This is a genomic window from Pseudocitrobacter sp. CD920760 (assembly GCF_057782505.1).
This window is the reverse complement of record NZ_CM173490.1, coordinates 1,756,804-1,780,195: the sequence shown is the minus strand read 5'-3', so window position 1 is coordinate 1,780,195 and position 23,392 is coordinate 1,756,804. Positions and strand designations below refer to the sequence as shown.

General features: G+C 55.5%; 23 protein-coding genes. 11 read left to right on the top strand and 12 right to left on the bottom strand.

Annotation, left to right across the window (positions count from 1 at the left end; translation table 11 throughout):
- Positions 1-6 precede the first annotated feature (6 nt).
- Positions 7-975, top strand: coding sequence for an NADH oxidoreductase (gene hcr, locus AC1MKH_RS08125; protein WP_189623488.1), 969 nt, complete (start codon positions 7-9; stop codon positions 973-975).
- 42 nt (positions 976-1,017) lie between these two features.
- Here hcr and AC1MKH_RS08120 read toward each other — a convergent pair whose 3' ends face one another.
- Together AC1MKH_RS08120 and AC1MKH_RS08115 are read right to left on the bottom strand one after the other, a co-directional pair.
- Positions 1,018-2,007 (bottom strand): SphA family protein, encoded by a 990-nt coding sequence (locus tag AC1MKH_RS08120; protein ID WP_276218052.1) that lies wholly within the window; start codon positions 2,005-2,007, stop codon positions 1,018-1,020.
- Between the two features lie 36 nt (positions 2,008-2,043).
- Complete coding sequence (locus tag AC1MKH_RS08115) at positions 2,044-3,477, bottom strand: purine-cytosine permease family protein (protein WP_276218054.1); 1,434 nt, start codon at positions 3,475-3,477, stop codon at positions 2,044-2,046.
- A gap of 269 nt (positions 3,478-3,746) precedes the next feature.
- Here AC1MKH_RS08115 and poxB point away from each other — a divergent pair, with 269 nt between their 5' ends.
- The 4 genes from poxB (at position 3,747) to AC1MKH_RS08095 (ending at position 9,055) form a co-directional block, all read left to right on the top strand.
- Positions 3,747-5,465, top strand: coding sequence for a ubiquinone-dependent pyruvate dehydrogenase (gene poxB, locus AC1MKH_RS08110; protein ID WP_276218056.1), 1,719 nt, complete (start codon positions 3,747-3,749; stop codon positions 5,463-5,465).
- 36 nt (positions 5,466-5,501) lie between these two features.
- The gene (gene ltaE, locus AC1MKH_RS08105; RefSeq protein ID WP_276218058.1) at positions 5,502-6,503 is read left to right on the top strand and encodes a low-specificity L-threonine aldolase; all 1,002 of its coding nucleotides are present in this window, start codon (positions 5,502-5,504) and stop codon (positions 6,501-6,503) included.
- 10 nt (positions 6,504-6,513) lie between these two features.
- Positions 6,514-7,956: an SDR family oxidoreductase gene (locus AC1MKH_RS08100; protein WP_276218061.1), complete on the top strand. Its 1,443-nt coding sequence runs from the start codon at positions 6,514-6,516 to the stop codon at positions 7,954-7,956.
- An 85-nt stretch (positions 7,957-8,041) separates the two neighbouring features.
- The gene (locus AC1MKH_RS08095) at positions 8,042-9,055 is read left to right on the top strand and encodes an NAD-dependent epimerase/dehydratase family protein (protein WP_276218063.1); all 1,014 of its coding nucleotides are present in this window, start codon (positions 8,042-8,044) and stop codon (positions 9,053-9,055) included.
- A gap of 83 nt (positions 9,056-9,138) precedes the next feature.
- Here AC1MKH_RS08095 and AC1MKH_RS08090 read toward each other — a convergent pair whose 3' ends face one another.
- A complete protein-coding gene (locus tag AC1MKH_RS08090; RefSeq protein WP_276218065.1) occupies positions 9,139-9,969 on the bottom strand; it encodes an N-acetylmuramoyl-L-alanine amidase in 831 nt (276 codons plus the stop codon).
- Entirely contained in the window at positions 9,966-10,289 is a 324-nt protein-coding gene (locus AC1MKH_RS08085) for a heavy metal-binding domain-containing protein (protein ID WP_276218600.1), read from the bottom strand. The genes AC1MKH_RS08090 and AC1MKH_RS08085 overlap by 4 nt, the downstream gene beginning before the upstream one ends.
- Before the next feature lie 181 nt (positions 10,290-10,470).
- Here AC1MKH_RS08085 and AC1MKH_RS08080 point away from each other — a divergent pair, with 181 nt between their 5' ends.
- The 6 genes from AC1MKH_RS08080 to artJ all read left to right on the top strand — a co-directional run bounded on the left by AC1MKH_RS08080 (position 10,471) and on the right by artJ (position 15,133).
- Positions 10,471-10,986: a lipoprotein gene (locus AC1MKH_RS08080; RefSeq protein ID WP_276218067.1), complete on the top strand. Its 516-nt coding sequence runs from the start codon at positions 10,471-10,473 to the stop codon at positions 10,984-10,986.
- Positions 10,987-11,348: 362 nt separating this feature from the next.
- Positions 11,349-12,077 carry an arginine ABC transporter ATP-binding protein ArtP gene (artP, locus tag AC1MKH_RS08075; protein ID WP_015965138.1) on the top strand — a complete coding sequence of 243 codons (729 nt, stop codon included), beginning with the start codon at positions 11,349-11,351 and terminating at the stop codon, positions 12,075-12,077.
- A gap of 20 nt (positions 12,078-12,097) precedes the next feature.
- Positions 12,098-12,829, top strand: coding sequence for an arginine ABC transporter substrate-binding protein ArtI (gene artI, locus AC1MKH_RS08070; RefSeq protein ID WP_149461471.1), 732 nt, complete (start codon positions 12,098-12,100; stop codon positions 12,827-12,829).
- Positions 12,830-12,835: 6 nt separating this feature from the next.
- Positions 12,836-13,552 carry an arginine ABC transporter permease ArtQ gene (artQ, locus tag AC1MKH_RS08065; protein WP_276218070.1) on the top strand — a complete coding sequence of 239 codons (717 nt, stop codon included), beginning with the start codon at positions 12,836-12,838 and terminating at the stop codon, positions 13,550-13,552.
- The gene (gene artM / locus AC1MKH_RS08060; protein WP_276218072.1) at positions 13,552-14,220 is read left to right on the top strand and encodes an arginine ABC transporter permease ArtM; all 669 of its coding nucleotides are present in this window, start codon (positions 13,552-13,554) and stop codon (positions 14,218-14,220) included. Before artQ ends, artM begins: the two co-directional genes overlap by 1 nt.
- A gap of 181 nt (positions 14,221-14,401) precedes the next feature.
- Positions 14,402-15,133: an arginine ABC transporter substrate-binding protein ArtJ gene (artJ, locus tag AC1MKH_RS08055; RefSeq protein ID WP_108474629.1), complete on the top strand. Its 732-nt coding sequence runs from the start codon at positions 14,402-14,404 to the stop codon at positions 15,131-15,133.
- Between the two features lie 40 nt (positions 15,134-15,173).
- Here the strand turns inward: artJ and AC1MKH_RS08050 are convergent, their stop codons facing one another.
- The 8 genes from AC1MKH_RS08050 to potF all read right to left on the bottom strand — a co-directional run bounded on the left by AC1MKH_RS08050 (position 15,174) and on the right by potF (position 23,310).
- The gene (locus AC1MKH_RS08050) at positions 15,174-16,652 is read right to left on the bottom strand and encodes a sensor histidine kinase (RefSeq protein ID WP_276218074.1); all 1,479 of its coding nucleotides are present in this window, start codon (positions 16,650-16,652) and stop codon (positions 15,174-15,176) included.
- Positions 16,649-17,356 carry a response regulator transcription factor gene (locus AC1MKH_RS08045; protein ID WP_276218076.1) on the bottom strand — a complete coding sequence of 236 codons (708 nt, stop codon included), beginning with the start codon at positions 17,354-17,356 and terminating at the stop codon, positions 16,649-16,651. The genes AC1MKH_RS08050 and AC1MKH_RS08045 overlap by 4 nt, the downstream gene beginning before the upstream one ends.
- 73 nt (positions 17,357-17,429) lie before the next feature.
- Positions 17,430-18,563: a 23S rRNA (uracil(747)-C(5))-methyltransferase RlmC gene (gene rlmC / locus AC1MKH_RS08040; RefSeq protein WP_276218078.1), complete on the bottom strand. Its 1,134-nt coding sequence runs from the start codon at positions 18,561-18,563 to the stop codon at positions 17,430-17,432.
- A gap of 42 nt (positions 18,564-18,605) precedes the next feature.
- On the bottom strand, positions 18,606-19,130 hold the full coding sequence (locus AC1MKH_RS08035; RefSeq protein ID WP_276218080.1) for a YbjO family protein: 525 nt from the start codon (positions 19,128-19,130) through the stop codon (positions 18,606-18,608).
- Between the two features lie 21 nt (positions 19,131-19,151).
- Entirely contained in the window at positions 19,152-19,997 is an 846-nt protein-coding gene (potI, locus tag AC1MKH_RS08030; RefSeq protein ID WP_015965147.1) for a putrescine ABC transporter permease PotI, read from the bottom strand.
- On the bottom strand, positions 19,994-20,947 hold the full coding sequence (gene potH / locus AC1MKH_RS08025; RefSeq protein ID WP_015965148.1) for a putrescine ABC transporter permease PotH: 954 nt from the start codon (positions 20,945-20,947) through the stop codon (positions 19,994-19,996). Before potH ends, potI begins: the two co-directional genes overlap by 4 nt.
- A 9-nt stretch (positions 20,948-20,956) precedes the next feature.
- Positions 20,957-22,090: a putrescine ABC transporter ATP-binding subunit PotG gene (gene potG / locus AC1MKH_RS08020; protein ID WP_015965149.1), complete on the bottom strand. Its 1,134-nt coding sequence runs from the start codon at positions 22,088-22,090 to the stop codon at positions 20,957-20,959.
- A 107-nt stretch (positions 22,091-22,197) separates the two neighbouring features.
- Positions 22,198-23,310 carry a spermidine/putrescine ABC transporter substrate-binding protein PotF gene (potF, locus tag AC1MKH_RS08015; protein WP_276218084.1) on the bottom strand — a complete coding sequence of 371 codons (1,113 nt, stop codon included), beginning with the start codon at positions 23,308-23,310 and terminating at the stop codon, positions 22,198-22,200.
- Between the last annotated feature and the right edge of the window lie 82 nt (positions 23,311-23,392).

The window sequence follows — 23,392 nt, the reverse complement described above, 5'->3', positions numbered from 1 at the left end:
TAAACGATGACGATGCCAACCCCTCAATGTCCGTGGCGGATGCAGGTACACCACATCCACCAGGAAACACCGGATGTATGGACGCTGTCACTGCTGTGCCACGACTACTATCCGTACCGTCCGGGCCAACATGCGCTGGTGAGCGTGGGTAACTCTGCCGACACCCTGCGCGCGTATACCCTCTCATCGACGCCGGGCGTGAGCGAATACATTACGCTGACCGTTCGTCGTATCGACGATGGTGCAGGCTCCCAGTGGCTGACCCGCGATGTCAAACGCGGCGATTACATCTGGCTGTCTGATGCGATGGGCGAGTTTACCTGTGACAATGAGCCGAACGACCGTTTCCTGCTGCTGGCAGCCGGTTGCGGGGTGACGCCGATCATGTCGATGCGTCGCTGGTTGGCAAAATATCGCCCGCAGGCTGACGTGCAGGTTATCTTCAACATTCGCTCGCCACAGGATGTGATTTTCGCCGACGAATGGCGCAACTATCCGGTCACGCTGGTGGCAGAAAACAATGCCACCCATGGTTTTGTCTCTGGTCGTCTGAGCCGTGAACTGCTGCAAAGCGTGCCGGATATTGCGTCTCGCACCGTGATGACCTGCGGTCCCGCGCCGTACATGGACATGGTGGAGAAAGAGGTGAAAGCGCTCGGCGTAACCCGCTTCTTTAAAGAGAAGTTCTTCACGCCGGTGGCCGACGCCGTTAACAGCGGTCTGAAATTCACCAAACTGCAACCGGCACAGGAGTTTTACGGCCCGGTAGGCACGACGCTTCTGGAAGCGATGGAAAGCAACAAAGTGCCGGTACAGGCCGCTTGCCGCGCAGGCGTGTGCGGCTGCTGCAAAACCAAAGTGGTGTCTGGCGATTACACCGTCACCAGCACCATGACGCTGAGCGAGCAGGAAATCGCCGACGGATACGTGCTGGCATGCTCCTGTCATCCGCAGGGTGATTTAGTGTTGGCGTGATCCAGAATGTGAAAAGCCACCGGCCATAACCGGTGGCTTTTTTTAAAATGCTTTGACGTACAGAAAATTAACGATTGCCGCATTACGACTGCGGTTGCGCACTTCCGTTTCCGTGTAGACATTGAGCGTCAACGTATCCGTTGGCGAATATCCCCACATCACACCTGGCCCTATTCCCAATACCTGTTCCCGTGAATCTTTTAATGTATCGCTATTCACTTTATCGTCGGTGATCTGCTTCAGATAGTAACCATTAATACCGACGTGCCACGTCGGCGCCACCTCATATTCACTGGCAAAGTTGAGCCACACCAGTTGCCCCGCCTGGGTGTCATTCACACTACCGTCTCGCCAGGTAAGCGGCTGGCTGCTGGCGGGATCATCATTCTTAAAATTATACAGATATTGCAAGCGCCAGTTTACCGTCCAGCGTGGTTCAGGCAGCCAGGTGGCAGACCAGGTAGGCGTAAATGACCACTGATTTGCACCGGGGTTAATATCCCTGTTCGCATCATATTTCCCCGTAGGAACGTTAAAACCAATCTCAAAACGGTGAACAAAGACGGGTTCACCGCTCACGTTGGTTAGCGGGTGATATTGCAGATACGTTCCGACAAAGATATCCCCGACCCCGCCGCTGTTCGCTTTTAGTTTTGCCGGGCCACCAAAATGCGTATCAAACCCGACAAGTGGAATAATCAAATCCAGTCCCAGCGAAGCGCCATCGAAAGGCGAGTCGGCAAAGGTGTAGAGGAACTGGTGATTACTTACCCACACATCCAGCTTCATCGGATTGAACGCATCTATACGATTACCGCTGTTGTCGCGCAACTGATTAGCATGTGAGTAACGGTAATAACCCAGATAAGCAAACTGCCCCGGCTGTGCCGCCGGAAAACCATCATAAAAGCTGGTAAACCCGGTATTTAGCCCTGCCGGCTGATTGACCGTCGGCGTGGCCCCCTGCGCCGGTATCACGACAGCAACCAGAAAAAACGCGCAAGCAATACAACCTTCACGAAATGAAAGCATGGTTTATCTCTCTTAAGTAAGGAAAAACAGTGAGCTTTAAAGCGCCTCTTCCAGCGCGGCGTGTTCGGCGACATAGTGCGTCGCGGTGCCGTCGGGTAGCCACCTGCGTAACAGGGGATAAAGCAGAAAGGTCATGGCCAGCGTGACAAGAAAACCACAGGGGAAAACCTGACTGTGAATCAGCGCAATCCCGACCGCGCTTGAAACCATCAGCGTAATCACCCCGGCCCAGTTGCAGTTTTCCACCTGAGTCGGTGGCCGCTGGCGACGCACCAGGTAGTAATCCGCAATCATCACGCCGCACAGCGCCATCGTCATGCAACCGAGCCAGGCAATCCACGCGGCGAATTGCTCAAGAATACCTGCGGCAATCATCAGCAAGGCCAGCACGTTGCCGAAGATAACCATCGCCGCGCGCCCCGGTTTCACGTTGAACAGGCTATCCACCAGGTTAACCAGCGCCAACGACCCCGAATAGGCGTTAATCGCCTGAGCTTTTGCCTGAGCGGCATAAATCGTCACAAACCCCACCATCCCTGCCAGGATAACGTAATAGGCGCCCGTGTTACCCATGGCGAAATGATGCGCCATGGCACTCGCCGCTTGCGGATTCAGTTCAGGATGTTTACGTAACAGGAAATCGACGATTTGCGGCAGGCTGCCAATAAAAATCAGCGCCCCCATTATTAACGTCAACAGGTTCTGTACCAAAGGGCCCAGTGCCGCCAGAATAGTGACATCTCTGCGACTACGGCTGTAGCGGCCAAAATCAGCACTAACCAGCGCAATAGTGCCAGCGGTTCCGCCGGTAAGCGCCAGCCCGGCGTCAAAATGCTGCCATGCACCACCGGGAATAATGCCCGGAAAGGCCAGCACGGCGGCCAGAGAAATCCCGTCAGTCACATAAATCTGGTAAATCATAAATGCCGTGATCGCCAGTGTGACCAACGTTAAGAAAAATGATGAGCGAAGGGCCAGCTTAATACCGAAAATCGCCAAAACGACCCACATGAGCGTCATCACCCCATAAAGCATAATTCGGGTGATTAGCGTGTCGTGCAAATCAAACATCAATAACGTGCCTTCATACAGCAGCGCATTTTCCAGGGCCAGAAAACCGAGCACCAGAAAGGAGAAGATAAATGAGCCTAATGCGGAGCCTTTAAATCCCAGGCCATAAAAACGCGACGTCAGGGTACTGGACATCCCGGTGCGATACGCGATTTGCCCCAGCAGTTTACCAAGAACAAAACCCAGCACGCCTGAAACCACACCGGCCAGCACCCCCATCTTGAAACCGGCCAAAACCACGGTGAATCCACCTACGGCAAACATCGCCAGCGCGGTCGCTACCCCCACCGTGCTCATTGAAAGGTGATAACCATTCTTTCGTTCCGCCACCGGAACACTGACCAGTGCATGGTCTTCTGCCCTGGCTGACAGGCTACTTTGTGTCACTGCATTACGCATGTTACCCCCGCAAGAAAATAACTCGCCAGATTGAACAAATATTCGACTAAAAGAGATACAGCAGAAATAAACGCGGGGACAAACCGGAATTGCAGTCACTAGCCGTTAAATGCAGGCAAATCATTTTTCGTGCTTCAGACCAAAAATTACGCGTATCAGTTAAAGGCACGAATGGCTAAACCCATACAAATCAAAGGGAAAATAACCAGCACAATGTCCATCTTCGACTAAACTTGTTAGCGATATCACATTTCAGGAGATGGAAAACCATGAAGCAAACCGTTGCCGCTTACATTGCCAAAACCCTTGAACAGGCTGGCGTTAAACGCATCTGGGGCGTCACCGGAGACTCGTTAAACGGTCTGAGTGACAGTCTCAACAGGATGGGCACTATCGATTGGATGCCCACGCGCCACGAAGAAGTCGCCGCCTTTGCCGCAGGCGCAGAAGCGCAACTTACGGGCGAACTCGCCGTCTGCGCGGGGTCATGCGGACCAGGTAACCTGCATTTAATCAACGGCTTGTTTGATTGCCACCGCAACCACGTGCCGGTGCTGGCAATTGCCGCCCATATTCCATCGAGCGAAATCGGCAGTGGCTATTTTCAGGAAACGCACCCGCAGGAGTTGTTTCGCGAATGTAGCCACTACTGCGAACTGGTTTCGTCACCCGAGCAAATTCCTCAGGTGCTGGCCATTGCCATGCGCAAAGCGGTGCTCAATCGCGGCGTATCGGTGGTTGTGCTTCCAGGGGACGTGGCGCTGAAAGCCGCGCCGGAAAGCGCCAGCAGCCACTGGTATCACGCTCCGCTCCCGGTGGTGATACCCGCCGAAGAAGAACTCGATAAACTGGCGCAACTGCTGCGCTACTCCAGCAATATCGCCTTCCTGTGCGGCAGCGGCTGCGCCGGGGCGCATAAAGAGCTGGTGGAATTCGCGGGCAAACTGAAAGCGCCGATTGTTCACGCCCTGCGCGGTAAAGAGCACGTCGAGTACGACAACCCTTACGATGTGGGCATGACCGGGCTGATTGGCTTCTCTTCGGGCTTCCACGCCATGATGAACGCCGATACGCTGATCCTGCTCGGCACACAGTTCCCTTATCGCCCGTTCTACCCCACGGATGCCAAAATCATCCAGATTGATATTAATCCCGCCAGCATTGGCGCGCACAGTAAGGTCGATATGGCGCTGGTCGGCGATATCAAATCGACACTTCGCGCCCTGCTGCCAAAACTGGAAGAGAAAACCGATCGCCGCTTCCTGGATAAAGCGCTGGAGCACTATCGCGATGCGCGCAAAGGCCTTGATGACCTCGCCAAACCCAGCGATAAAGCCATTCACCCGCAATATCTGGCGCAGCAAATCAGCCATTTCGCCGCTGATGATGCCATCTTCACCTGCGATGTCGGCACGCCAACCGTCTGGGCCGCACGTTATCTGAAAATGAACGGCAAACGCCGCCTGCTCGGTTCGTTTAACCACGGATCGATGGCGAATGCCATGCCGCAGGCACTGGGCGCACAGGCAACTCACCCTGGCCGCCAGGTGGTGGCGATGTGCGGCGACGGCGGCTTCAGCATGCTGATGGGCGATTTTCTCTCCGTTGTGCAGATGAAACTGCCGGTGAAAATTTTCGTCTTTAATAACAGCGTACTGGGCTTTGTGGCGATGGAAATGAAAGCGGGCGGTTACCTCACCGACGGCACCGAGCTGCACGACACCAACTTCGCCCGCATCGCCGAAGCCTGCGGTATTCCGGGTATCCGCGTGGAAAAATCGGCTGACGTCGATGAAGCGATTCAGAAAGCGTTCAGCATCGACGGCCCGGTGCTGGTTGATGTGGTGGTCGCCAAAGAAGAGCTGGCCATGCCGCCGCAGATTAAACTGGAGCAGGCCAAAGGGTTCAGCCTCTATATGCTGCGCGCCATTATTAACGGGCGCGGCGATGAAGTGATGGAGCTGGCGAAAACTAACTGGCTCAGGTAAAACTATCGACATTCTCCTCAGTTACAAGGAAATGTCATGATCGATTTACGCAGTGATACCGTTACCCGGCCGAGCCGTGCCATGCTCGAAGAGATGATGGCCGCCCCGGTTGGGGATGATGTGTATGGCGACGACCCTACCGTCAATGAACTCCAGCGCTACGCTGCCAGTCTTGCCGGAAAGGACGCCGCCCTCTTTTTACCCACCGGTACCCAGGCGAACCTGGTGGCGCTGCTCAGCCACTGCGAGCGCGGCGAGGAGTACATCGTCGGCCAGGGTGCGCATAATTATCTGTATGAAGCCGGTGGTGCTGCGGTGCTGGGCAGTATTCAGCCTCAGCCGATTGACGCAGCCGCAGACGGCACGCTGCCGCTCGATAAAGTTGCGGCGAAAATTAAAGCCGATGACATTCACTTTGCGCGCACCAAACTGCTGAGCATTGAAAACACCCATAACGGCAAAGTGTTGCCGCGCGATTATCTGCGCCAGGCGTGGGAATTCACCCGCGAGCGCAAGCTCGGGCTGCACGTCGACGGCGCGCGCATTTTCAACGCCGTAGTGGAATATGGTTGTGAGCTGAAAGAGATTGCGCAGTATTGCGATTCGTTCACTATTTGTCTCTCGAAAGGTCTCGGCACACCTGTCGGTTCATTACTGGTCGGCAGTCATGACTACATCACGCGTGCGACGCGCTGGCGTAAAATGACCGGCGGCGGAATGCGTCAGGCCGGGATTCTGGCCGCCGCCGGGCTTTATGCGTTGAAAAATAACGTCGCACGTTTGCAGGACGATCATGACAATGCCGCCTGGCTGGCAGAGCAACTGCGTGAAATCGGTGCGGACGTGATGCGTCACGATACCAACATGCTGTTTGTCCGCGTGGGTGACGAGCAGGCTGCGGCGTTGGGCGCATTTATGCGTGAACGTGATGTGCTGATTAACGCCTCGCCGGTGGTGCGTCTGGTGACGCATCTCGACGTCAGCCGCGAGCAGCTCAGCGACGTGGTCAGCCACTGGAAAGCGTTTTTAGCCCAATAAGGAGAGTGACGTGCCGCAAACCGTTTTAGTCCTCGGTGCAAGTGGGTATATCGGCCAGCATCTGGTGGCGGAACTGAGCGCGCGCGGCTACACCGTGCGGGCGGCGGCGCGGCATATCGAACGTCTGGAAAAGCAGCAGCTTCCGGGCGTGAGCTGTCACTCGCTCGATCTTGAATGGCCGGTTACCCTTCCTGCCCTGCTTGAGGGCGTGGAGACGCTCTATTACCTGGTGCACGGCATGGGCGAAAGCCGTGACTTTCTCGCCCATGAGCGTCAGGTAGCGCTGAACGTGCGCGATGCGTTACGTCAGGTTCCGGTTAAGCAGATTATCTTTTTAAGCTCATTACAGGCTCCCGCACACGAACAATCGGAGCATCTGCGCGCCCGTCAGGCGACCGGGGATATTCTGCGTGAAGCGGGCATTCCGCTGACCGAACTGCGCGCCGGGATCATCGTCGGCGCGGGCTCTGCCGCTTTCGAAGTGATGCGCGATATGGTTTACAACCTGCCCGTGCTGACACCGCCGCGCTGGGTGCGCTCGCGCACGACGCCGATTGCGCTGGAAAACCTGCTGGTCTATCTGGCGGGGTTGCTGGAGCATCCAGCCTCAGAGCATCGCGTCTTAGAAGCGGCGGGCCCGGAAGAGCTGACCTATCAGCAACAATTTGAGCGCTTTATGGCGGTAAGCGGGCGTCATCGTCTCTTAATTCCCATTCCTTTCCCGACAAGCTGGATCTCGGTGTGGTTCTTAAATGTGATCACCTCTGTGCCGCCGACAATTGCGAAAGCACTGATCCAGGGCTTAAAGCACGATCTTCTGGCAGACGATCGCGAACTCCGCGCATTGATCCCGCAGAAATTGACAACGTTTGATGAAGCCGTACGCCAGACGCTGGAAGAAGAAAAGAAGCTGGTGAACTCCAGTGACTGGGGCTACGACGAACATGCGTTTGCCCGCTGGCGGCCCGAATACGGATATTTCGCCAAACAGGCGGGTTATACGGTAAAAACCCCGGCAAGCCTGGCGGCATTGTGGCAAGTGGTGAATCGACTGGGCGGTCGCGAAGGCTATTTCTTTGGCAATATTCTGTGGAAAACGCGTGCCGCGATGGATTTGCTGGTGGGTCATAAACTGGCGAAAGGCCGCCCCGCGCACGCGCGGCTGAAAACCGGTGACAATGTCGATAGCTGGAAAGTGATTATCGTCGAGCCGGAGAAACAATTGTCACTGCTGTTTGGTATGAAAGCGCCGGGTTTGGGGCGACTCAGTTTTACGCTGGTGGATAAAGGCGACCATCGTGAACTTGACGTTCGCGCCTGGTGGCATCCCCAGGGTATGCCAGGATTACTCTACTGGCTGTTAATGATCCCCGCGCATCTGTTCATTTTTCGCGGTATGGCGCGGCGAATTGCCAGGCTTGCAGAAGAAATCACGGGCAAAAAAGAGGCATAAGCTCATTTCTTCTTAGTTTCCCATTGCATGAGAGTGAAATTCACGGAAAAATGCGCACGAAATTCTTTTTACACAGTGGATCGATATGAAGGTACTGGTTACCGGCGCGACCAGCGGGCTCGGCAGAAATGCCGTCGAGTATTTGCGCAACAAGGGCATCAGCGTCAGAGCGAGCGGTCGCAATGAAGCGATGGGCAAACTGCTGGAGAAAATGGGTGCGGAGTTCGTCCACGCCGATTTAACGGAACTGGTCTCTTCTCAGGCGAAAGTGATGCTCGCCGGTGTCGATACGCTGTGGCACTGCTCCAGCTTTACTTCTCCGTGGGGAACCCAGGAAGCCTTTGACCTCGCTAACGTGCGCGCCACGCGCCGTCTGGGCGAATGGGCCGTGGCCTGGGGCGTGCGCAACTTTATTCATATCTCTTCCCCATCGCTCTATTTCGATTATCACCACCATCGCGATATCAAAGAAGATTTTCGTCCGCACCGCTTTGCCTGCGAATTTGCCCGCAGCAAGGCGGCAGGTGAAGAAGTCGTGCAACTGCTGGCGCAGGCTAACCCAAATACGCGCTTTACCATTCTGCGTCCACAAAGCATTTTTGGGCCGCATGATAAAGTGTTTATCCCGCGTCTGGCGCAAATGATGCACCACTACGGCAGCGTGCTGCTGCCGCGCGGCGGCCATGCGATGGTCGATATGACCTATTACGAAAACGTGGTGCATGCCATGTGGCTGGCAAGCCAGCCACAGTGCGACGGCCTGCCTTCTGGCCGCGCGTATAACATCACCAACGATGAACCTCGCACGCTGCGCAGCATCGTTGAGCGTTTAATTGACGAGCTGGATATCAAGTGCCGGATCCGTTCCGTGCCCTACCCGATGCTGGATATGGTGGCGCGCAGCATGGAACGCTTTGGCAATAAATCCGCCAAAGAGCCTGCTCTTACCCATTATGGCGTGTCAAAGCTGAACTTTGATTTCACGCTGGATATCACCCGCGCGAAAGAAGAACTGGGTTATGCGCCGATTGTGACGCTGAACGAAGGTATCGTGCGCACCGCCGAGTGGCTGGAAGATCACGGGAAGCTGCACCGCTAAATGCGAAAATGCCCGATGGCGCATCGGGCCTACAACGTGCAGTAAATGTAGGCCGGGCAAGCGCAGCGCCCCCGGCAAAGCCATCACCCCTGTCCATATTTCTCCAGCAACGCTTCCGCTATCGCCTGAGTTTGCGCATCCGCAATGCCGTTCCACAGCGTCGGGCGGAAGTGCATCTGGAACGCCATAATCACCCTTTTCTGCTGCGCTGGCGTCATATCCGGCGTCACTTCGTAACCGTAGCGCGACAACAGATCGAGCAACCCGGCAGTATCAACAGGCTGATACGGCGAGCGTCCGTTCAGGTAAAACGTGACCCGTTGTGAATCCGGCCAGGCACCAATTCCCTGCGCGGCAAGCTGCTGCCACGGAAAGAGCGGGCCGGGGTCATCTTTGCGCTGCGGGGCGATATCCGCGTGCGCCACCACGTTTTGCGGCTGGATGTCGTAGCGGGCGATAATATCTTTCGCCAGCGGGATCAGCGCCTCAATTTGCGAGGGTGAGAACGGCGCAAAATGCTTAACGCCTGCCGTTTTCTGCCAGCCACGGTTCTCAAGTTCGATACCCACGGAAGTGTCGTTGATTCGCGTTGCGCCGCGCCAGAAGCTGACTCCAGCGTGCCAGGCAAGTTTATCTTCCGGCACTAATTGCCAGATGCGCGGTTTCCCGTTGTGCATAGGTGGCACATCAGGAATGAGATAATGCGAACTCACATGTTTATCGGTGAGCGTCGCCAGCGAGACGTCAAAGTCGTCCGCCGTGTAGTGAATCACCAGCACTTTTACGCGCGGGTACGCGGCCTGCGCCGGATGACGGGTATCAAGCTGATACCCGGCTTTGTCGATCACGCCCTTTTCACCCGCACAGCCCACTAAAAAACTCGCGAGTAAAGCCAGCGTCAGGAAACGTTTCATCGGCGCGTTTTCACCGCCGTGCCGCTGACGCTCACCATCAGCATGCTGCTGTCTTTGCCGACGGTTTCATAATCGATGTCGATACCAACAATGGCATCTGCGCCCAGCGCTTTTGCCTGCTCGCCCAGCTCCTGAAAGGCGATTTCACGCGCTTTACGCAGCTCTTTTTCATAGGCACCGGAACGACCGCCCACAATGTCGCGAATGCCGGCGAAGAAATCGCGGAAAATATTGGCCCCGAGAATCGCCTCACCGGTGATCACGCCGCAATATTCCACAATGGTCTGGCCTTCCAGCGTCGGGGTGGTTGAGAATTGCATCATTGTACTCCTTCTTTTAACGTTCAATGCCTTAGCGCAAACTGTCCTCTCCCATTATCGGACCGATGCGCTATGCTTGGAAAGGGATTCCATCATAATCGTATACACAAATCCTTCAGACTGCATCGCACAAACGACACGTTTGAAGGAGGATGTGTTGAGCTGCTTAAAAGGAAAAATTATGCGCTACTCCACTCTTGCACTCCTCCTCCCTGGCGTCATGCTGCTGAGCGCCTGTACCACCGTGACGCCAGCCTTTAAAGATATTGGTACACGAAGCGGGCCCTGCGTGGAAGGCGGGCCGGACGCCGTGGCACAAAAGTTTTACGATTATCGCATTCAGCATCGCAATAATGACCTCACGGCGCTTCGCCCTTACCTGAGCGACGATCTGGCAAAAGTGCTGAATGACAGCCGCAGCGACGCCAGCCACAGCGCACTGTTGCAGTCCGATCCGTTCTCCAGCCGCACCACGCCGGCAGACAGCGCCACCGTCGCCAGTGCATCCACGATTCCTAATACCGATGCGCGCAATATTCCTCTGCGCGTCAGCCTCAAACAGGGCACGCAAAGCTGGCAGGACGAAGTGCTGATGGTCCGCGAAGGCCAGTGCTGGGCGGTTGATGATGTGCGTTACCTTGGCGGCAGCGTGCACGCGCCAGCCGGAACGCTGCGCCAGTCGCTGGAAAAACGCTAACCCTCCCGTGCATCAACCGTCACATGGGTAAATTGTCTGGCATTCCGTGAGGAATGCCGACATTTCTGCCTCCCGCCTCGCCCACCCAACATTTTGTGCTAACTTTAAGTGTAACGCTGGTTTATATTTAAGTTTTAACGCACAAATATTGCATAACTATTCTGTCAAAGGTACTATTTGCGGCCTCAATTGCTGAAAACCTTCGAGAATTTAGCAACATTTTCGTTACATAATGAGCGGGCAAAGCCGGGTTGAGCAGAAGGTTATTCTGCCGAAGCCTCCGGATACCGCAGCAACTGAGTGAGCCGCTGAACGGACGTTCAGGGTAAGTACCTACAGCTAACGCATCTTGACGAGTATCGATGAGCATTAAATTAAACGGCATTAACTGCTTCTACGGCGCGCACCAGGCGCTGTTCGACATCACGCTTGAGTGCCCGCAGGGTGAAACACTGGTACTGCTGGGGCCAAGCGGCGCGGGTAAGAGCTCGCTGCTGCGCGTGCTGAATCTTCTTGAGATGCCGCGCTCCGGCACGCTGAACATCGCCGGTAATCACTTTGATTTCGCCAAAGCGCCGTCGGATAAAGCCATTCGCGAACTGCGCCAGAACGTCGGCATGGTGTTCCAGCAGTACAACCTCTGGCCACACCTCACCGTGGTGCAAAACCTGATTGAAGCGCCCTGCCGCGTGCTGGGCCTGAGTAAAGAAAACGCGATGGCGCGCGCCGAGAAACTGCTCGAGCGTTTACGCCTGAAGCCTTACAGCGATCGTTATCCGCTGCACCTTTCGGGTGGTCAGCAACAACGTGTGGCGATTGCTCGCGCGCTGATGATGGAACCGCAGGTTCTGCTGTTTGATGAACCGACCGCGGCCCTCGACCCGGAAATCACCGCCCAGATCGTCAGCATCATTCGCGAACTGGCGGAAACCAACATTACACAGGTGATCGTCACCCACGAAGTGGAAGTGGCGCGAAAAACCGCCAGCCGCGTGGTGTATATGGAAAACGGCTATATCGTCGAACAGGGCGATAACAGCTGCTTCACCCAGCCACAGACTGAAGCGTTTAAGAATTACCTTTCTCACTGAAGAGACCCGGGACAATGACCATGAAAAAAGTACTGATTGCCGCACTGCTCGCAAGCGTAAGCCTTTCTGCTGGCGCAGCCCAGACCATCCGTTTCGCGACCGAAGCGTCCTACCCTCCGTTCGAATCAATGGATGCAAACAACAAGATTGTTGGCTTTGACGTCGACCTGGCGAACGCGCTGTGTAAAGAGATCGATGCCACCTGCACCTTCTCTAACCAGTCTTTCGACAGCCTGATCCCAAGCCTGAAATTCCGCCGCGTTGACGCGGTGATGGCCGGAATGGATATCACGCCTGAGCGTGAAAAACAGGTTCTCTTCACCACCCCTTATTACGACAACTCTGCGCTGTTTATTGGCCAGCAGGGTAAAGTCGCCAGCATTGATGCGCTGAAAGGCAAGAAAGTGGGCGTGCAGAACGGCACCACCCACCAGAAATTCATCATGGATAAACATCCGGAAATCACCACCGTACCGTACGATAGCTATCAGAATGCGAAACTGGATCTGCAAAACGGTCGTATTGATGCGGTCTTCGGCGACTCTGCCGTGGTGAACGAATGGCTGAAAGCCAACGCCAAACTGGCCGCCATCGGCGACAAAGTGACGGATAAAGACTACTTCGGCACCGGTCTTGGCATCGCGGTTCGTCAGGGCAACACCGAGCTGCAGCAAAAATTCAACGCAGCCCTGGAAAAAGTGAAAAAAGATGGCACTTATCAAACCATCTACAGCAAATGGTTCCAGAAGTAAGATCTGATGAACGAATTTTTTCCATTAGCAAGCGCCGCCGGGATGACCGTCGGCCTTGCCGTTTGTGCTCTGGTCATTGGGCTGGCGCTGGCGATGTTCTTCGCGGTATGGGAGTCAGCCAAATGGCGTCCTGTCGCGTGGGCGGGCTCCGCTATCGTGACCATCTTGCGTGGGCTGCCGGAAATTCTGGTGGTCCTGTTTATCTATTTCGGTTCCTCACAGCTGCTGCTGATGCTGTCGGACGGCTTCACGCTTAACCTTGGCGTGGTGCAAATTCCGGTGCAGATGCAGATCGAAAACTTCGACGTTAGCCCGTTCCTGTGCGGCGTGATTGCGCTGTCGCTGCTTTATGCTGCCTATGCCTCGCAAACCCTGCGCGGCGCGCTGAAAGCGGTGCCGGTTGGCCAATGGGAATCCGGCCAGGCGCTGGGCCTGTCGAAAGCGGCGATTTTCTTCCGTCTGGTGATGCCGCAAATGTGGCGTCATGCGCTGCCGGGGCTCGGTAACCAGTGGCTGGTGCTGCTGAAAGATACCGCGCTGGTGTCGCTGATTAGCGTGAATGATTTAATGCTGCAAACCAAAAGTATCGCCACGCGTACGCAGGAGCCGTTTACCTGGTACATCGTCGCAGCGGCGATTTACCTGGTGATCACTCTGCTCAGCCAGTACATCCTCAAACGCATTGACCTGCGTACCACTCGCTTCGAACGGAGACCAGGCTGATGCTCGAGTATTTACCGGAACTGATGAAAGGGCTGCACACCAGCCTGACGCTGACCGTGGCGTCCATTGCGGTTGCGCTGATCCTGTCGCTGATTTTCACCATCGTTCTGACGCTGAAAACGCCGGTGCTGGTCTGGATCGTGCGCGGTTATATCACCCTGTTTACCGGCACGCCGCTGCTGGTGCAGATCTTCCTGATTTACTACGGCCCGGGTCAGTTCCCGTCGTTGCAGGATTATCCGGGGCTGTGGCATTTGCTTTCTGAACCGTGGCTGTGCGCGTTAATCGCCCTGTCGCTGAACAGTGCGGCCTATACCACTCAGTTATTCTATGGGGCGATTCGCGCCATTCCTGATGGGCAGTGGCAATCCTGTAGCGCACTGGGAATGAGTAAAAAAGATACGCTGGCGATTCTGCTGCCGTACGCGCTGAAACGCGCCTTGTCTTCCTACTCGAACGAAGTAGTGCTGGTCTTCAAAAGTACCTCGCTGGCCTATACCATCACATTGATGGAAGTGATGGGCCACGGGCAGTTGCTGTATGGTCGTACCTACGACGTGATGGTCTTTGGCGCGGCGGGCGTCGTCTATCTTATCGTCAACGGTCTGTTGACGCTGCTGATGCGTCTGATTGAGCGAAAAGCGCTGGCATTCGAGCGCAGAAACTGATGACGATGATTGCATAAAGGCACAATCATAGAGCGGGCAACCTTATAAGTTGTCCGCTTTTTTTTATAATCAACAAAATAAAAAATCATTTTTATTGCATATAAATTCAAAAGCAGGCAGGATATATTCATGCCACACGCAGGGCAGCATCTTTTAATTTTGACAGACGGGAGCCTTACCGATGAAAAAGTTAGTTCTGGCCGCATTACTTGCCACCTTCGCCGCTGGCGCCAGCGCCGCAGATAAAATCAACTTTGGCGTCTCCGCAACTTACCCACCGTTTGAGTCGATGGATGCCAGCAATCAGATTGTCGGCTTTGATATCGATCTGGCGAAAGCGTTATGCAAACAGATGCAGGCAGAGTGCACCTTCACTAACCATGCGTTCGACAGCCTGATCCCGGCGCTGAAATTCAAAAAATATGACGCCGTAATTTCCGGTATGGATATCACTCCGGAACGTAGCAAGCAGGTCGCATTCACCGAGCCATACTACGCCAACTCCGCACTGGTGATCGCGAAGAAAGATACCTATAAAACCTTCGCTGACCTGAAAGGCAAACGCATCGGGATGGAAAACGGCACCACCCACCAGAAATACCTGATGGATAAGCATCCGGAAGTGAAAACCGTGGCGTATGACAGCTACCAGAACGCGATTATCGACCTGAAAAATGGCCGTATTGATGGTGTGTTTGGTGATACCGCGGTGGTGAACGAGTGGCTGAAAACTAACCCGCAGCTGGGCGCGGCGACCGAGAAAGTGACCGATCCGCAATACTTCGGCACGGGTCTGGGCATCGCGGTTCGTCCGGATAACAAAGCTCTGCTGGAAAAACTGAACGGCGCGCTGAAAGCGATTAAAGCTGATGGCACCTATCAGAAAATCAGCAATCAGTGGTTCCCTGAGTAATAGCTCTTCGCCGGATGGCGGCTACCCCGCCATCCGGCAACTACCGCCCACACGGAAGCCAAAACCGAAAACACGCCCCGCCCGTCGATTCCACCAGCCCAATGCCCCCACCGTGCAGTTCCAGCATTTTTTTGACAATCAGCAAACCTAACCCACCGCGCTTCTCGCGCGTCGCCTGCTGGCTGAGCGCCGAAGGGCGAACAAAAAGCTGTTCCCGCACCGCTGCATCAATGCCTGGCCCGCTGTCGGCCACTTCCATCTGCAACCGTTCCTCCTGCTGCCAGATTTTCAGGCGGATCGTTCCACCCGGCGGCGTATGACGAATCGCGTTATCAAGCAAATTGGTCACCACGCGCTCCACCATCGAGAGATCGGCGTTGATCAGCGGCAAATGCCCGGGGATCTCCGTCTGTAAGATGATTTTGCGCGTCTCAAGGGAGAGATCAAATTTTTGCACCACATCGGAAACCAGTTCACTCAGGGCAAAGCGCTCCCGCTGCGGTTTAATCGCCCCATGCTCCAGCCGGGCCAGCTCAAACAGCTCCTGCGAAAGATGACGCACTTTGTGCCCCTGACGCAGGGCGATTTCCAGATAATGCCGGGATTCTTCTGGCGTCAGCGTAGCGGCTTTCATTGACAGGGTTTCGAGATAACCTAATAGCGAAGTGAGCGGCGTGCGCAGGTCATGCGAAATATTGGCGATAAACTCGCGCCGCTGGCGATCGCTGTCGGCCAGTTCATCCCACTGCGAGGCAATCTTGCGCGCCAGCTCGATAAACGTATTGCGCAGCAACGCCACTTCATCGCCCGGCTTTTCGACCGTTGGCTGGGTTGCCAGATGTTTAATCGCGCTAATGCTGTCCTGATCGATACGGCTGGCCTCGCGCGTTAGGGCATTCACCGGGCGCGTCACCCACTGACGCACCAGCATCGCCACCAATACACCGACGCCTGCAACCAACAACAGCGCCCACAGCAGCGTGCTCCACAGGGTCTTATGCCAGGCATTTTCTGCCAGCGCGTTGAGTTCTTCACCTTGCAAAATGATGTACAGATACCCGCGCAGTTCCCCATCCTGACGCAGCGGCGCGGCGCTGAAGACTTTATGCTTATCAGCACTGCGCGGGTCGTCGCCATACACCGGCATCGCAGCCTGACTCAGGAACTGTTCGACGGGGGCGAGCGCGACGCGCTGGCGTTTGATATGCCCGGGTGGCGCGGCATCGGCCAGAATCTCGCCGTCGGGCGAGATAACATAGAGCTCCACGCTGGGGTTAAAGGTCATCAGACGGTCAAAGAGCGGTTTTAACGTGTTGCGATCCACCCTGCCCTGCGCATCCATCAGCGGCTCGCTGCGTACAATTTGCTGCGCCAGATTCGCCGACAGCCGCTGCACCATCGCATTACCAAACTGCATGCTGCTGTAGAGTTGCACCGCCCCGGCGATGGTTGCGCACAGTACCAGCAGCAGAATAAACAGTAGCGTTAAGCGCTGGCTCAGGCTCAGTTTCGCTTTCATGCCGGGCCTCCAACAAAACGATAGCCTTTACCCCACACGGTCAGAATGATTTCCGGCTCGGCGGCGTTATGTTCGATTTTGACGCGCAGGCGGTTAATGTGCGTATTCACCGTGTGTTCGTAGCCTTCATGCTGATAGCCCCACACCTGCTCCAGCAGATCAAGGCGCGAGAAAATTTGCCCCGGATGGCGGGCGAAGAACCACAGTAAATCAAATTCGCGCGGGGTGAGATCGACCAGATTACCGCGCAAACGCACGCTACGCGCCAGCGGGTCGATCACCAGACCATGGGCGGCAATAGTGCCGCTGGTTTGCTGCACATCCTGCCCCATTGCCTGCTGGCGACGGAACAGTGCTTTGATACGCGCCACCAGCTCCTGCACCGAGAAAGGTTTTGCCAGATAATCATCGGCCCCGGTTTCAAGGCCCAGAATGCGCTCCGTTTCGCTGCTGCGCGCGCTGATGATAATCACCGGCAGATAGCGACCGCGCTCGCGAATGCGCTGGCAAATCGTCAGCCCATCGACGTTAGGCAGCATTAAATCAAGGATAACCATATCCCATTGCGTATGCTCCAGGCGCTGCAACGCCCTGCCGCCGTCCTCTTCATGGACGATGGTATAGCCTTCATCTTCAAGGTTGAGTTGCAGCAGCGTGGCGATATCGCGATCGTCTTCCACCAGCAGGATCTGTTTTGCCGTCATCAATCAGTGCCTTTTCCATCTCTTCTGAGATAAAGCTTACCTGATTTCCGTCCGGCAAAAGTTCACATTTTGTTTAACTTCCGCTTTTTACCAGCAGGGTAAGCACTTCGTAGTGGGCGGTATGCGGGAACATGTCGAACAGCTGAACCCGCGCGATGCGGTAGCCCGGCAGACTGGCAATATCTTTCGCCATCGTCTGAGCGTTACAGCTGGAGTAGATAATAAACGGCGGGGCCATCTGGCTTAAGTAATCGCACAGCGCTTTACCAATGCCCCGACGCGGCGGATTAACCAGCACCAGCTCGGGCACGTCACCCTGGGCGGTGGCAAACTGCGTGGAATCAAGCGCCTGAAACTGAAGCTTAGTGAGCCCCAGTTGTGCCGCAGACTGCTTCGCACAGGCGATGGCTTCCGGGGCAATTTCGATACCGGTGAGGGTCATCTCCGGTGTCGCGCAGTGCAGACCAAAACCGCCGACGCCACAGAAGAGATCCCACATGTGCGTGACCGGCAGTGCGCGCACCCAGTCGCGTGCCGTCGCGTATAAGGCGCTGGCAACGGTCGGGTTGGTCTGGAAGAAACTTTGCGGACGGATCCACAGCGGTACGCCATTAAACGTTTCCGCCAGCGCCTGCTGTTCGGTAAAGAAGATCTCCTGCTCGCCTTCCATGATCGCCATGTGTACCGGCTGAATATTGGCGGTGATCACTTTCAGCTGCGGTAACTGCGCCTGCAACGCGGGCAGCGCAGCGCGCAGCTGTTCAAGCTTACTTTCTGAGCGCAGCACAAAGCGCAGCATCATGCCGCCATCGCGCTGGCTTTCGGTCAGCAGCAGATACTTCAGCTCGCCGCGTTTACGCGCGACGTTATAGGGCGTGAGCCCGGCGCGGGCAATGAACGGTTTGAGCGCGGCGAAAACCGGCGCGAAAGAATCGGGATACAGCGGGCAATCGGTCAGGTCAACCGGCGTGCCGTCGCGGTGCAGCATGCCCAGCAGCGGTTTTTCCACGCTGCCGCTGACCACCATTTTGGCTTTATTACGAAAACCCTGCTCCGGCCCGCTGACGGGTGCGCACCACGCCTCTACCGCCTGCCCGGCCAGCAGCGTGTGGAGATCGTTCATTTTGGCGGCGAGTTGATCGTTTACCGGCTGTTCAATCCACTGACAGGAGCGACAGCGACCCGCGTCATAAAGTGCGCACTGCATACAAAGACCTTCAGAAATTCAGGGGCGGCGATTGTATCACCGTTATTGGAAGCGGAAAAACCGTCGACTGTGTGCCGGGACAAAAAGCAGGAACAGGACCAGCATATCCGGCATTTTCTGCATCACCAGCGAGCGGAATATTTCACGTTTTGATTCTCCGGCGATGCTAAACAGTTCCGGATATCCATAACCTAGCGAGGCGGCCCATAAATAGCTGGCAGCGATAATTTGCGTCAGCAGATAGAGCCAGCGCGCCCAGTTGCGCCCTTTTACCACCGAAAACGCACACCAGATTTCAACAAACACCAGAATCAGGCTCGCCAGAAACACCAGCGTCAGGTTCCAGGTTTGCACGCTGCGATGAATAAAATCGAGGAGTCCGCGAAGACCCAGCAGATTGAAAATCATCAGCAGATCGAGGCAACGGATCAAAATAATGGCGAGCGCCGCCACCTGCACCAGAGCAGGAACGTTTAAGCTGGCATGTGAACGGCCGGTTTTAGCAAAGAATCCCAAGATGTCGTCTTCCGTGAAAACGGTTCCCTGCGGACAGGGAACCGAATACAACCTTCCTTAATTTTAAGAGGATTATCCTTGTCTTGCACGCTGGATATCACGCGTACGTTGTTTTTCTGCGCGTGCCATCAGGTACCAGGCGATAAATCCGACAATTCCTACTACCGCGAGAATGAGCGTCGCCAGGGCGTTGATTTCCGGGTTGACGCCCATACGCACGTTGGAGAAGACCAGCATCGGCAGCGTGGTCGCCCCTGGCCCGGAAACGAAGCTGGCAATCACCAGATCGTCCAGCGAGAGCGTAAACGCCAGCAGCCAGCCCGAGATCACCGCCGGCATAATCATCGGCAAAGTAATGATAAAGAACACTTTCAGCGGCGTCGCCCCGAGGTCCATCGCCGCTTCTTCAATCGAGCGGTCCAGCTCACGCAGCCGCGACGAAATCACCACCGCCACATACGCCGTACAGAACGTGACGTGCGCCAGCCAAATGGTGAGCATGCCGCGATCGGACGGCCAGCCGATGGCGTGACCGAGCGAAACGAACAGCAGTAATAACGATAAACCGGTGATCACATCAGGCATCACCAGCGGCGCGGTTATCATAAAGGCAAAGCCGTTGGAGCCGCGAAAACGGCCAAAACGCACCATCACCACCGCCGCAATAGTGCCCAGAATTGCCGCCATGGTTGCCGCGCAGGCGGCAATGGTCAGGCTGAGCCCCACCGCGCTCATCATTGCATCATCGCGGAACAGTTCGCCGTACCAGCGCGTTGACCACCCCGCCCATACAGTCACCAGCTTTGAGCTGTTGAAGGAGTAAATCACCAGCATCAGCATCGGCGCATACAGAAACGTAAATCCGAGCACCAGAATCAGAATTCGCCATGGTGAGCGGACGACCGGTAAGTTGTTCATCCGTGTTCTCCCATCTGTTTTTGCTGATGTTTGTGGAACCACATGATCGGCACAATCAGCAGCAGGAGCATGACGATCGCCACCGCCGACGCCACCGGCCAGTCGCGGTTGTTAAAGAACTCCTGCCACAGCACGCGGCCAATCATGATGCTATCCGGGCCGCCGAGCAGTTCAGGTATCACAAACTCCCCCACCGCCGGAATAAACACCAGCATCGATCCGGCAATAATCCCGCCTTTGGTTAACGGCACAATCACGCTGAAGAAGGTTTTCAGCGGCCTTGCGCCCAGATCCAGCGAGGCTTCCACCAGCGAGTAATCAATCCGCGTCAACGCCGTGTAGATAGGCAGCACCATAAACGGCAGATAGGCGTACACAATGCCGATATACACCGCGAGATTTGTGTGCAGGATCTCCAGCGGCTGGTCGATAATGCCCGCCCATTGCAGGAAATTACTCAGCACGCCGTTGCCTTTCAGGATGCCCATCCAGGCATAAACGCGAATCAAAAACGACGTCCACGACGGCAGGATCACCAGCAATAACAGAATATTGCGCGTCGATGGTTTACTGTGCGCCACCGCCCACGCCAGCGGGTAGCCCAACAGCAGGCAGAAGATCGTCGAAATAGCCGCCACCTGCAACGACTGGAAATAGGCCTCGATGTACAAGGGATCGTCGGTCAATTGCAGGAAGTTGCCAAAATTAAGCGACAGCGTAAGCTGCCCGTCGTCCCACGACATGAGATCCGTATACGGCGGGATCGCGCGCGCCATCTCGGCCAGGCTGATTTTGAATACCGTCAGAAATGGCAGCAAAAATAGCAAAATTAGCCAGATAAACGGCAGCGCGATAACCAATTTACGCCCGTGCGCAACGTTCATACGCGTAAGCCACTGGGCAAAGCCCGCCGGTTTCGCGACGCGGGCTGGCGATTCTAAAGCACTCATTCGCCCTCCTTACACCGTCAGAACGACGCAGCTGTCGGCATCCCAGCACAGACGCACCTCATCGCCCCAGGTGGGTAATCCTTTTCGGTAGCGATGTTCATTCTGTAGCTGTGCACTGATCATCTGCCCGCTTTTTAAGCGCACGTGATAAATCGATAAATCGCCCAGATAGGCAATATGCACCACTTCCCCCACGGCAAAGTTATAGCCATTTTCAGGCGGCGCGTCGCAGAGCATGATTTTTTCCGGTCGCAGCGCGACATACACCGGGACGTTATCTACTACGGATGCATCGGCATCGACTTTCAATGGATGCACCAGCCCCGGAGAATCAATCACCAGGCCATCTTCTTCGCGCGATTTGAGCAGCCCTTCAAAGACATTTACTGAACCAATAAACTCCGCGCTGTAGCGGGTGGTCGGGTGCTCGTAAATCTCTTCAGGCTCACCAATCTGTACAAACTTGCCGCGATTCATAATGGCGATGCGCCCGGCCATGGTCATCGCCTCTTCCTGGTCGTGTGTCACCATCACGCAGGTCGCGCCGACGCGCTCCAGAATATCGACCACTTCCAGCTGCATCCGGTCGCGCAGTTTCTTATCCAGCGCGCCCATCGGCTCATCCAGCAGCAATAGCTTTGGTCGCTTCGCCAGGCTTCTCGCCAGCGCCACACGCTGCCGCTGGCCGCCGGATAGCTGGTGCGGTTTACGTTTGGCAAATTCCTGCATATGCACCAGTGCCAGCATTTCAGCGACACGGGCGCTAATTTCCGCCTTCGGCAGTTTGTCCTGCTTCAGGCCAAAAGCAATGTTTTGCTCCACGGTCATATGGGGAAACAAGGCGTAGGACTGAAACATCATGTTGATCGGACGCTGATAGGGCGGAACATGTGCCAGGTCGACGCCATCGAGCATAATCTGCCCGGTGCTGGGCTGTTCAAAGCCCGCCAGCATACGCAGCAGCGTGGATTTTCCGCAGCCGGATGCGCCAAGCAGCGCAAAAATTTCGCCTTTATAAATGGTGAGGCTGACGTCATCCACGGCATGCTGGCCGTCATAGGATTTGGTCAGGTTACGGATCTCCAGCAGCGGGGTAAGCGCTTTACGGATTTTCGCCTGTGGGCGGGGGGTCGCGTCGTTCAATGGGGTGCTCTCCGGCAAAAAAAAACACACTCGTTATGGCCCGGTTGCCATACGAAAAACTGCGCTGCTAATCCACCCGGCAGCGAACGCCGGGCGGATTGCGTCAGTTATTTACCGCTTTTTACTTTGGTCCACGCGCGGGTACGCACGCGATCAATCTTCGGCTCCTGCACTTTCAGGGTGAAGAGTTTGGCGAAGACATCCGGCGGTGGATAAATGCCAGGGTTGTTGCGAATCGCTTCGCTAACCAACGGGGTTGATGCTTTGTTGGCATTGGCGTAGAAGACGTGATCGCTGATATGCGCGACCACCTCGGGTTTCATCAGATAGTTGAGGAACTGATAGGCTTCATCTTTGTTTTTCGCATCGGCAGGCATAGCGAAGACATCAAAGAACGCCATGGCCCCCTCTTTCGGAATGCTGAAGGAAACATTCACGCCGTTTTTCGCTTCTTTCGCGCGGTTCGCCGCCTGCCATACATCACCCGCCCAGCCGATGGCCACGCAGATATCGCCATTCGCCAGGTCGTTGATATATTGCGAGGAGTGGAAGTAACGCACGTTCGGACGCAGCTTCAGCAGCAGGTCCGTCGCCGGGCCGGTGTAGTCATCCGCTTTGGTGCTGTTCGGGTCTTTGCCCAGATAATTCAGCACGGTGGCAAAGACCTCTTCCGGGGCATCGAGGAAGGAGACGCCGCAGCTTTTCAGCTTCTCCAGATTTTCAGGTTTGAAGATAAGATCCCAGCTGTTCACGGGCGCATCAGCGCCGAGCACCGCTTTCACTTTATCAACGTTATAGCCAATGCCGGTGGTTGCCCACATATAGGGCATCGCGTACTTATTATCCGGATCGTGTTTCGCCACCAGCTTCAGTACTTCCGGGTCGAGATTTTTCCAGTTAGGCAGTTTGCTTTTATCCAGCGGGTGGAATACGCCCGCCGTTAACTGGCGCTCCAGGAAGCTCGCCGAGGGTACGACAAGGTCAAACCCGGTGCTGCCCGCCATCAGTTTTCCTTCCAGCACTTCGTTGGAATCGAAAACGTCATACACCACTTTTATGCCGGTCTCTTTTTCAAAATTCGCCACCGTATCCGGCGCGATATAATCAGACCAGTTATAGATATGCAGCGTTTTTTGCTCCGCAGCGAGCGCGCTTGCCGAGGTGGCCATCAGCACACCCGTCACCAGACCCGTTAACCATTTTTTACTGAAAGCGGCCATATCTCTTTTCCTTCTCAACGTCCGTTAACATTTGGACCAAATACACGCAGTCGGAGGTATGCAATATTCATGCATATTTTTG

Bases quoted from the DNA above. Each gene is read 5' to 3' on its own strand.
- artP (WP_015965138.1), top strand. From the start codon at position 11,349: ATGAGCATTAAATTAAACGGCATTAACTGCTTCTACGGCGCGCACCAG.
- AC1MKH_RS08090 (WP_276218065.1), bottom strand. From the start codon at position 9,969: ATGAAACGTTTCCTGACGCTGGCTTTACTCGCGAGTTTTTTAGTGGGC.
- rlmC (WP_276218078.1), bottom strand. From the start codon at position 18,563: ATGCAGTGCGCACTTTATGACGCGGGTCGCTGTCGCTCCTGTCAGTGG.
- AC1MKH_RS08045 (WP_276218076.1), bottom strand. From the start codon at position 17,356: ATGACGGCAAAACAGATCCTGCTGGTGGAAGACGATCGCGATATCGCC.
- AC1MKH_RS08095 (WP_276218063.1), top strand. From the start codon at position 8,042: ATGAAGGTACTGGTTACCGGCGCGACCAGCGGGCTCGGCAGAAATGCC.
- AC1MKH_RS08115 (WP_276218054.1), bottom strand. From the start codon at position 3,477: ATGCGTAATGCAGTGACACAAAGTAGCCTGTCAGCCAGGGCAGAAGAC.
- poxB (WP_276218056.1), top strand. From the start codon at position 3,747: ATGAAGCAAACCGTTGCCGCTTACATTGCCAAAACCCTTGAACAGGCT.
- hcr (WP_189623488.1), top strand. From the start codon at position 7: ATGACGATGCCAACCCCTCAATGTCCGTGGCGGATGCAGGTACACCAC.
- ltaE (WP_276218058.1), top strand. From the start codon at position 5,502: ATGATCGATTTACGCAGTGATACCGTTACCCGGCCGAGCCGTGCCATG.
- AC1MKH_RS08120 (WP_276218052.1), bottom strand. From the start codon at position 2,007: ATGCTTTCATTTCGTGAAGGTTGTATTGCTTGCGCGTTTTTTCTGGTT.
- artJ (WP_108474629.1), top strand. From the start codon at position 14,402: ATGAAAAAGTTAGTTCTGGCCGCATTACTTGCCACCTTCGCCGCTGGC.
- artM (WP_276218072.1), top strand. From the start codon at position 13,552: ATGCTCGAGTATTTACCGGAACTGATGAAAGGGCTGCACACCAGCCTG.
- potF (WP_276218084.1), bottom strand. From the start codon at position 23,310: ATGGCCGCTTTCAGTAAAAAATGGTTAACGGGTCTGGTGACGGGTGTG.
- artQ (WP_276218070.1), top strand. From the start codon at position 12,836: ATGAACGAATTTTTTCCATTAGCAAGCGCCGCCGGGATGACCGTCGGC.
- potH (WP_015965148.1), bottom strand. From the start codon at position 20,947: ATGAGTGCTTTAGAATCGCCAGCCCGCGTCGCGAAACCGGCGGGCTTT.
- AC1MKH_RS08080 (WP_276218067.1), top strand. From the start codon at position 10,471: ATGCGCTACTCCACTCTTGCACTCCTCCTCCCTGGCGTCATGCTGCTG.
- artI (WP_149461471.1), top strand. From the start codon at position 12,098: ATGAAAAAAGTACTGATTGCCGCACTGCTCGCAAGCGTAAGCCTTTCT.
- AC1MKH_RS08050 (WP_276218074.1), bottom strand. From the start codon at position 16,652: ATGAAAGCGAAACTGAGCCTGAGCCAGCGCTTAACGCTACTGTTTATT.
- AC1MKH_RS08085 (WP_276218600.1), bottom strand. From the start codon at position 10,289: ATGCAATTCTCAACCACCCCGACGCTGGAAGGCCAGACCATTGTGGAA.
- potI (WP_015965147.1), bottom strand. From the start codon at position 19,997: ATGAACAACTTACCGGTCGTCCGCTCACCATGGCGAATTCTGATTCTG.